General features: G+C 69.3%; 6 protein-coding genes. All 6 read right to left on the reverse strand.

Features of this window, described 5'->3' with window-relative positions:
- Positions 1–233: 233 nt before the first annotated feature.
- Positions 234–947, reverse strand: a complete 714-nt coding sequence (locus tag C664_RS17165) for an ABC transporter ATP-binding protein (RefSeq protein WP_004291276.1) — start codon at positions 945–947, stop codon at positions 234–236.
- Complete coding sequence (locus C664_RS17170) at positions 947–1,783, reverse strand: ABC transporter ATP-binding protein (RefSeq protein WP_004291278.1); 837 nt, start codon at positions 1,781–1,783, stop codon at positions 947–949. Before C664_RS17170 ends, C664_RS17165 begins: the two co-directional genes overlap by 1 nt.
- Entirely contained in the window at positions 1,780–3,111 is a 1,332-nt protein-coding gene (livM, locus tag C664_RS17175) for a high-affinity branched-chain amino acid ABC transporter permease LivM (protein ID WP_004291280.1), read from the reverse strand. Before livM ends, C664_RS17170 begins: the two co-directional genes overlap by 4 nt.
- Positions 3,111–4,025 carry an ABC transporter permease subunit gene (locus tag C664_RS17180; RefSeq protein ID WP_004291282.1) on the reverse strand — a complete coding sequence of 305 codons (915 nt, stop codon included), beginning with the start codon at positions 4,023–4,025 and terminating at the stop codon, positions 3,111–3,113. The genes livM and C664_RS17180 overlap by 1 nt, the downstream gene beginning before the upstream one ends.
- Positions 4,026–4,187: 162 nt before the next feature.
- Positions 4,188–5,282: a branched-chain amino acid ABC transporter substrate-binding protein gene (locus C664_RS17185; RefSeq protein WP_004291283.1), complete on the reverse strand. Its 1,095-nt coding sequence runs from the start codon at positions 5,280–5,282 to the stop codon at positions 4,188–4,190.
- Between the two features lie 177 nt (positions 5,283–5,459).
- The coding region (locus tag C664_RS17190) for an aldehyde dehydrogenase family protein (RefSeq protein WP_004291285.1) at positions 5,460–6,927 on the reverse strand (1,468 nt) is incomplete at its 5' end.

Consider the following 6,927-nt stretch of genomic DNA (forward strand, 5'->3'; position numbering starts at 1 on the left):
TTCGATCCGACCGGGTGGCGTGGCGGGTGGCGCCGCCTGCATTCGCGGCCTGCGGCTGCCCTCGGCGAAAGGCGGCGCGGGGGCGGCGACGCGAACTCGGCGCTACGCGCCTCGGACAGGCGGCACCTTGTTTCCCCCGCGTCGCCTTTCGCTTCGGCGCTCATGAAGTTGGCGCCACCCGCCCCGCCACCCGGCCTAGCGCCGGTGGCGCCTTGGCAGTTGCCGATTATCGCTCAGGCGTGGCCGCCCTCGAGATACGCCGCCCGTACTTCCGGGCTCGCCAGCAGTTCGGCGCCGGTGCCGGAGAGCGTGATCTCGCCGTGCTGAAGCACGTAGCCGCGATGTGCCACGCGCAGCGCCTGGTTGGCGTTCTGCTCGACCAGCAGGATCGTCATGCCGTGGTCGCGGTTCAGTTCCTTGACGATCTGGAAGATCTTGCGGATGTAGATCGGCGCCAGGCCGAGCGAAGGCTCGTCGAGCAGCAGCAGCTTGGGCCGGCTCATCAGCGCGCGGCCGATGGCCAGCATCTGCTGTTCGCCGCCCGACAGCGTGCCGGCGCGCTGCGACTGGCGCTCCTGCAGGATCGGGAACATCGCGAACACGCGCGCGATGTCGGCGGCGTAGTTGGCCGGGTCGGCATGCGCCGTGCCCATCTGCAGGTTCTCGATCACCGTCATGCGGGGGAAGATGCGTCGGCCCTCGGGCACCAGCGCGATGCCGCGGCGGGCGATCTCGTGCGTATGCACGCGGGTGATGTCCTCGCCGTCGAACACGATGCGCCCGGCGCTCGCCTTGGGGTTGCCGAACAGGCTCATCATCAGCGTCGACTTGCCGGCGCCGTTGGCGCCGATCAGGGTGACGATCTCGCCGACCTGGACCTCGACGTCGATGCCGCGCAGCGCGTGGATGTGGCCGTAATGGGCGTGCACGCCCTCCATCTTGAGCATCATGCTGCGGCCCCTCCTGCCACGGCCTCTTCCTCGTCGTCCTCGCCCAGGTAGGCCTTGATCACCTGCGGGTCGTGCTTGACCTGTTCCGGCGTGCCCTCGGCGATCTTGCGCCCGTAGCTGATCACGCCGATGTGGTCCGACACGTTCATCACCACGCTCATGTCGTGCTCGATGAGCAGGATTGCGATCCCCATCTCGCCGCACAGGTAGAGCAGTAGCTCGTTCAATTCGGCCGACTCGCGCGGGTTGAGGCCGGCGGCGGGCTCGTCCAGGCACAGCAGCACCGGGTCGACGCACAGCGCGCGTGCGATCTCGATGCGGCGCTGGATGCCGTAGGGCAGGTCGCCGGCGGCGTCGTCGGCGAGGTGCTCGAGCTTGAGGCGCTGGAGCCACATCGCCGCGCGCTCGATGGCCTCGCGTTCCGCCTGGCGGTAGCCGGGCAGCTTGAAGAGGCCGGCGATCGAGAACTTGGACGCGCGCTGCAGCACGTTGTGCTGGGCGACGATCAGGTTCTCCAGCACCGTCATCTTCGGGAACAGGCGGATGTTCTGGAAGGTGCGCACCACCTGGGCGTCGCGCGCGACGCGGTGGCTGGGCAGGGCCTCCAGGCGCATCTCGCCGCGGCTCGGGTGGGCCAGGCGCAGGGTGCCGGTGGTGGGCTTGTAGAAGCCGGTCAGGCAGTTGAACAGCGTGGTCTTGCCGGCGCCGTTGGGGCCGATGATGCCGGTGATGCGGCCGGCCGGCACCTCCAGCGACAGGTCGTCGATCGCGGTGAGGCCGCCGAAGCGCATGGTCAGGTTGCGCACCGACAGCAGGGTGGGGGGTGTCGTCATCGCGCGGTCCCCCCGATCGTGGCGGTCTTGCCGAGCGCATTCAGGCGCACGGTCGGTTCGCGGTGCGCGAGCAGGCCGCCCGGGCGCCACACCATGATCAGCACCATCGCCAGGCCGAACAGCAGCATGCGGTACTCGGCGAAGTTGCGCCCGAACTCGGGGATCAGCACCAGCAGCGTCGCCGCCAGCACCACGCCCATCTGCGAGCCCATGCCGCCGAGCACGACGATGGCGAGGATGATCGCCGACTCGGTGAAGGTGAAGCTCTCGGGCGAGATGAAGCCCTGGCGCGCGGCGAAGAACACCCCGGCGAAGCCGCCCAGCATCGCGCCGATGGCAAACGCCGAGAGCTTGATGTTGGTGGTGTTCATGCCCATCGCCTGGCACGCGATCTCGTCCTCGCGCAGCGCCTCCCAGGCGCGGCCCACCGGCAGCTTGCGCAGCCGCGACACGAAGGCGTGGGTGAGCAGCGCCAGCACCAGGATGAGGTAGTAGAGGAAGATCAGCCGGTGCATCGGCGAGAACTCCAGCCCGAAGAAGCCGGCGAAGGTCTGGCCGCCCTCCGGCGCGCTGCGTGTGAATTCCAGCCCGAAGAAGCTCGGCCGCGGGATCGAGCTGATGCCGTTGGGGCCGCCGGAGAACTCGGTCCAGTTCACCAGGATGATGCGGATGATCTCGCCGAAGCCGAGCGTGACGATGGCGAGGTAGTCGCCGCGCAGGCGCAGGATCGGGTAGCCGAGCAGGATGCCGAAGCTCGCGGCGAGTGCGCCCGACACCGGCAGCGCCTCCCAGAAGCTCCAGCCGAACTGGGTCGACAGCAGCGCGTAGGAGTAGGCGCCGACCGCATAGAAAGCGACGTAGCCGAGGTCGAGCAGGCCGGCGAGGCCGACGACCACGTTCAGGCCCCAGCCCAGCATCACGTAGATCAGCACCGTGGTGGCGGTGTCGACCACGTAGCGGTTGTCGGAATAGAAGATCGGCAGCGCGATCGAGGCGCCGAGCGCGACCCAGCCGAGCACGGTCACCACCTTCTGTGCGCCCTGCGCGCGGTCGGCGGCGGTGGCGGTGCTGGCGCGGTCGCGGGCCTGCTTGCGGTTGCGCGCCTGGTCGATCGACCAGCGCAGCAGCAGGCGGCCGGCGAATACCGCGACCACTGCCATCGCAAGCAGGCCGAAGCGGGTTTCGACCCCCAGCCGGCCGCCCACGTCCACGGTGGTGAGGCCGACCAGCGGAACGCCGAGGATGAAGCCGACGAAGGCGACCCAGCCGGCGTCGCGCAGGCGCTCGGTCGGCGTCATCGCGTGACGCGCAAAGACGACGGCGCTCATCAGACTTTCTCCACTTCAGGCCGGCCGAGCAGGCCCGAGGGGCGCAGCATCAGCACCAGGCACAGGATGCCGAAGGTGGCGACGTCCTTGTACTCGGCCCACAGGTAGGCGGCCCAGAAGGACTCGATCAAGCCGATCAGCAGCCCGCCCAGCATCGCCCCAGGCAGCGAGCCGATGCCGCCCAGCACCGCCGCGGTGAAGGCCTTGATGCCGGCGAGGAAGCCGATGAAGAAATCGACCACGCCGTAATACACCGTGACCATCACCCCGGCCACCGCGGCCAGCGCCGCGCCGAGCATGAAGGTGAAGGAGATCGTGCGGTCCACGTTGACCCCGAGCAGCGAGGCCATGGTGCGGTCCTGCTCGCAGGCGCGCTGCTGGCGGCCGAAGGGGGTCTGGGTGATCATCCAGGTGAAGGCCAGCATCAGCACCACGGTGGTGACGATGATCAGCATCTGGCTCCAGCCGATCTGCACAGTGAAGCCCGGGGCGTCCCACAGCACCACGCCGCCCTCGAGCACCGGCGGAATCGGCTTGACGCGCGCGCCCTGGGTGAGCTGCACCGCGTTCTGCAGGAAGATCGACATGCCGATCGCCGAGATCAGCGGCGCCAGCCGGGTCGAGCCGCGCAGCGGGCGGTAGGCGGTGCGTTCGACCGCCCAGCCGTAGGCCGAGGTGAAGAAGATCGACACGATCAGCACGAAGGTCAGCGCGAGCGGGATCGAGGTCACGTCGGCGGCCGCGAGGATCGTGAAGGCGGTGACCGCGATGAACGCGCTCACCATGAAGATGTCGCCATGGGCGAAGTTGATCATGCCGATGATGCCGTACACCATCGTGTAGCCGATGGCGATCAGGCCGTACATGGCGCCGAGCGTGAGCCCGTTGATCAGTTGCTGAAGTGCGTAGGCCACGATGTCTCCCGTGGTGGCACGGCTGTTCCTCGCGTTGCGCTGGCGGGTGGGCTAGTGCAGGGCGCGAGCGTGCCGTCTTGTCGTTGGGTCCGGACTGTGCCGCCCGCCTCGTGGGCGGGCGGCCAGGGAGGCCCCGGGCGGGCCGGGGCGGGTGAGGTGTGATTACTTGGCGTAGTCGTACTTGCCGCCTTGCCAGCGGTACACGACGAAGCCCGGCGCCTTCTGGTCGCCCTTGGCGTCGAAGGCCAGGTCGCCGATCACGGTCTTGAAGGTGCCGCCGCGCATCGCCTTCTCGAGGTCGGCGTACTTGGTGCTCTTGGCCGCGGTGGCGGCCTGCTCGAACAGTTGCATCGCCGCGTAGGCGTACAGCACGTAGCCTTCCGGCTCGACCTTGGCGGCGCGGAACTTCTCGACCACCGGGGCGGCGTCCGGGTTCTTGCGCGGGTCGGGCGAGAACGTGAACATCACGTTGTCGGCGGCGGGGCCGGCGGCGGTGACGAGCTCGGAGTTGGTCATGGTGTCGCCGCCCATCACCGTGAGCTGCAGGCCGGCAGCCTGGGCCTGGCGCAGGATCAGCGCGACTTCGGTGTGGTAGCCGCCGTAGGCCATCACTTCGACGCCGGCCTGCTTGAGCTTGGTGACCAGGCCCGAATAGTCCTTCTCGCCGGCGGTGATCGCTTCGCGCAGCGTCGGCTTCAGGCCCTTGCCTTCCATCGCCTTGGCCATCTCGTCGGCCAGGCCCTTGCCGTAGGCGCTCTTGTCGTCGACCACGGCGACCTTCTTGCCCTTGAAGTGGTCGGCGATGTAGCTGCCGGCCACCAGGCCCTGCTGGTCGTCGCGACCCATGATGCGGAAGATGTTCTTCAGCCCGCGCTCGGTGACCTGCGGGTTGGTGGAGACGGTGGCCATCGGGATGTCGGCTTCGACATAGACCTCGGAAGCCGGGATCGTCGAGCTCGAGCACCAGTGGCCGTGCATGAACACGATGCCCTTGTTCACCATCGTGTTGGCGACCGACACGGCCTGCTTCGGATCGCAGGCGTCGTCGCCGACTTCCAGCTTCAGCTTCTCGCGGAGCACGCCGCCGCGGGCGTTGATGTCGGCGATGGCCATTTCCGCACCCTTGCGGATCTGGTCGCCGGCAGAGGCGTACTGGCCGGTCATCGGGCCGGCGATGGCGACCGGCAGGTCGGCCAGGGCGGCGCTGGAGAAGCCGCCAAGCGTGAGCACGGAGGTGGCGAGCAGGGTCTTCTTCATGAAACGTCTCCTTTGTTGCTTGAGTTAGAACGGGCGCAGCCGACCGTGGTGCTGGGACCGGTGGCGATTGCGTTCCGTAAGGTAAGCGAATTTCTCCGCCTTGCCATCCGTGATGCCCCTAGCTGTGGGGCTTTCGCGGGGGTGTGATGCATCGTGATGGCCCGGTTTCGCCGCCGCTCAGGCGCCCATTGCCATCAGGCTGGCGTTGCCGCCGGCGGCCGCGGTATTGATGCTGACCGTACGTTCATGCACCAGCCGGCAGGTGTCGTATTCCGGCGTTGGCCGCAGCAGCGGCAGGATCGGGCCCGGACGCGCGGCGAGTTTCACGTGCCAGGCATGGGCTTCGTCGTCGCCCGTGTCGACCAGCAGGGCACCGAAGTCGCGCTCCGGCCAGCGTGCGTCCAGCGCCACCTGTGTCCGCAGCGCCTCCGGCAGCATCTGCTGCAGGCTGCGCAGCAGCGGCGTGTCGTCGAAGACGATGCGGTTGCCGGTCGCCAGCGCCACCAGCAGCTGGTGCAGCGCTGCCGGCGTGGAGGTGGCGAGGCCCGCCACCGTGCCGCGGGGCACGAAGCGCAGGCTGTTGTCCTCGCCGGTGGGGCCGGGCAGGGCGAGGCGCAGGCCGCTGAGCTTGCGCGCGCGATAGGCGTCGGCGCGGTCGCGCAGCACGGCGAGCTCGTCGCCTTCGAGCAGCGCGCGGCCGGCGCCGTCCAGCCAGTCGAGCAGGGCGTCCATCAGCGCGGGCGAAGCCTCATGGTCGACGCGCAGTGCGCCGTTGACCAGGTCGGGGCCGGGGCTGCGCTGCAGCAGGCGGTGCAGGTAGAGCGGACCGCCGGCCTTGGGACCAGTGCCCGACAGGCCTTCGCCGCCGAAGGGCTGCACGCCCACGACCGCGCCGATCATGTTGCGATTGACGTACAGGTTGCCGACATGGGCGCGGGCCACGACCTGCTCGACCGTCTCGTCGATGCGGGTATGCACGCCCATCGTCAGGCCGTAGCCGCTGGCGTTGATGGTGTCGATCAGCAGCTCGAGCTTGTCCGCGCTGTAGCGCAGCACGTGCAGGAGGGGGCCGAACTGCTCGCGGCCGAGTTCGGCCAGGGCGTCGATCTCGATGATGGTCGGCGCGACGAAGGTGCCGCGCGCGCAGTCGGCCGGCAGGGGCAGGCGGGTGATGCGCGCGCCTTTCGCCTTCATGGCCTGCACGTGGGCTTCGAGCCCGGCCTGGGCCTCGGCGTCGATGACCGGGCCGATGTCGGTGCGCACGTCGGCCGGATCGCCCACGCGCAGCTCGTCCAGCGCGCCGCGCAGCATGTGCAGCACGCGCTCGGCGATGTCTTCCTGCAGGCACAGCACGCGCAGCGCCGAGCAGCGCTGGCCGGCGGAGTCGAAGCTGGAGGCCAGCACGTCGGCAACGACCTGCTCGGCCAGCGCGGTGGAGTCCACGATCATCGCGTTCTGGCCACCGGTCTCGGCGATCAGCGGCACGTTGCCGCCGCGCGCGGCGAGGCTGCGGTTGATCAGGGCGGCGACTTCGGTGGAGCCGGTGAACATCACGCCGCGGATGCGGGCGTCGGCCACCAGCGCGGCGCCGACCGTCTCGCCGCGGCCCGGCAGCAGTTGCAGCGCCGCGGCCGGCACGCCGGCG

Source organism: Thauera sp. 63 (genome assembly GCF_000310165.2).
GTDB lineage: Bacteria > Pseudomonadota > Gammaproteobacteria > Burkholderiales > Rhodocyclaceae > Thauera > Thauera humireducens.